This is a genomic window from Streptomyces mauvecolor (assembly GCF_039532965.1).
GTDB lineage: Bacteria > Actinomycetota > Actinomycetes > Streptomycetales > Streptomycetaceae > Streptomyces > Streptomyces violascens.
The window spans coordinates 1-2350 of record NZ_BAAASQ010000075.1 but is presented as its reverse complement, the minus strand read 5'-3'; the positions used below and the strand labels follow the sequence as shown (position 1 = coordinate 2350).

2 protein-coding genes are annotated in these 2350 nt (G+C 68.3%); both read left to right on the top strand.

Annotated elements, in window-relative coordinates:
• A partial coding sequence (locus ABD346_RS38300) for a sensor histidine kinase (protein ID WP_425583056.1) occupies window positions 1-383 on the top strand: 383 nt, incomplete at its 5' end.
• Between the two features lie 106 nt (window positions 384-489).
• Window positions 490-2350: sensor histidine kinase (locus ABD346_RS38295; protein ID WP_344380936.1), on the top strand; the 1861-nt coding region annotated here is incomplete at its 3' end.

Genomic DNA, 2350 nt, shown 5'->3' with positions numbered 1-2350 from the left:
CGGAGAGTGCTACCGCGATGCTGGCCGGGGTGGGGATCCGGGCGACCGTCGACACCGACTGTGGTGAGCTGCCCGGCGATGTGGAGACCGTGCTCGCGACCATGCTGCGTGAGGGTCTGACCAACATGCTGCGGCACAGCAAGGCGGCCCATTGCGAGATCACGGCGGAGCGAACCGCCGCCGGCGTGCGGCTCACGCTGGTCAACGACGGCGTGGACGGGTGCGCTGCGCCTGGTCTTGACTCGAAGGTCAACGGCGGCAGCGGGATCGGCAATCTGACCACCCGGGTCAACGCGGTGAACGGCCGCCTGGAGGCGGGGGCTCGGCCGGACGGCCGGTTCGAGCTGAAGGCCGAGGTCGAGCTCCTCGCGGCCGCCTCCTGACGCGCGGGGCACCAGGGCAGCGTTCGCACGCCTCGCCACAGCGACAGCGGGGTCTACGCGCGATGCACCACCCACAACCGAAGAAACGCAAGCTCATGGGGGAGTCTTGGGGACCGATGCGGTCGGCCGCACGGACGGGGAACCGGCGGGTGAGGACGTCGCCGTGCTGCCGCGACGCACGGCGATCGCCATCACCGCGGGGGTGCTGATCGGCTTCTTCGTGATCGATGGCGCTTTCCTGTGGGTCCAGCATCCGCCGGTCTGGGAGCGCGTCGATGCCGTATTCGGCTTCGGCGCGATCCTGGTTCTGCAACTCGGCCATTCCTTCCCGGGGTTCCTTCTGGAGCTGCGTCGGTATCGGTACGCGACGTGGTTGCTACAGGCGTTGCTCAGCTACGTTCCGATGCTGTCGGTCGGGGACGCGTGGGGCGGTATGCAGGCGTTCCTCGCAGCATCCGCTGTGCTGGTGTTCCCGGCGGTGCTCGGCTGGCCCCTCTTCGGCGCCGTGACCGTCGCCACCTTCCTGGGCATGGTGAACAACGGGGACGACGCGGTCACCATTCTCTACAGCATCGTCGACGCCATTTTGATCGCCCTGATCGTGGTCGGTCTTTCGAGGATGTCGGACCTGATCGTGAAGCTGCACCGTTCACGTGCGGAGCTTTCGCGGCTCGCCGTGGCAAGGGAGCGGTTGCGGTTCGCCCGCGACCTGCACGACGTTCTCGGCTTCAGTCTGTCCGCGATCACGCTGAAGTGCGAGCTTGCGTACCGGTTGTTCGCGGATTCTCCGACGAAGGCTCAGGAGGAGCTGGCGCAGATTCTGCGTACCTCGCGCAAGGCGCTTGCCGATGTGCGTTCGGTCAGCCGGGGCTACCGCGAGATGTCGTTGCGGGGCGAGGCGGACGCCGCGGTGTCGATGCTGGAGGCCGCCGGAATCCGGACCACCCTGAGTTTCGACGCGAGGGTGCTGTCGGGACCAGTGGACACCGTTCTTGCCACCGTGCTGCGCGAGGGGCTCACGAACATGCTGCGGCACAGCAAGGCCGAGCAGTGCGAGATCACCGCCACGCGGCGTGACGGTGCCGTGCTGCTGACGCTCACCAACGACGGCGTGGGGCGGTCGGGACGGCAGGCGAAGAACGGCACGGATGGTGGGCTCGCGGCACTCGACGAACGGATCCAGGCGCTCGGCGGCACCCTGGCGCACGGCCCTGGCGAGAACGGCTGCTTCCGGCTCACTGCCTCCGTACCCGTGGGTGAATGTCCCGAGCCGGGCACCACGCCCGCGCCGCCCGCGAACCAGGCTGGGCAGGACCGTCCGTCGGACACGGCACCGCAGGCGCGCGGGTTCGGCCACGCTGCCGTGGCCCCCCGGGTGGCCGGCAGGATCGCCGTGGCCGTCCTGATCGGCTACTTGCTCGCCAACTCCGTGATCGTGCAATCCTTCCGGCTGCCGACCGGCAAGGCGGTCGGTGCGGAACTCTGCATGCTGGCCCTGCTCGGGCTGCAACTCGTGGTGTCGTTTCACCGGCGGTTCGACGAGGTGACCCGGAGTACCCGCGCACTCCGGTACGGGACGCTGGGTGTGATGGCACTGATCCAGTTCGTGCCGTACCTGTTCCTTGGGGATGCCTGGCTCGGTCTGCCCGGCTTCGTGGCAGGCTCGGCCCTGCTGCTTCTCCCCGCTCCGGCCGCCTGGCCCGCCGTCGCCCTGATGACCGCGGTCACCACCGAGGCCTGGTACGCGGCGGGCAACGCGTCCCTGGAAGTGATTTACGAGGCGGCGTACACCCCGATCTGTGCCTTGGTCGTTTTCGGCCTGTCCCGCATGGCCCAGCTGGCTTCCGAACTGCACCGCTCCCGTACGGAGATCGCCCGTCTGGCGGTGACGACGGAGCGGCTCCGTTTTGCTCGTGACTTGCATGATCTGCTCGGGTTCAGTCTGTCGGCGATCACGTTGAAGTGTG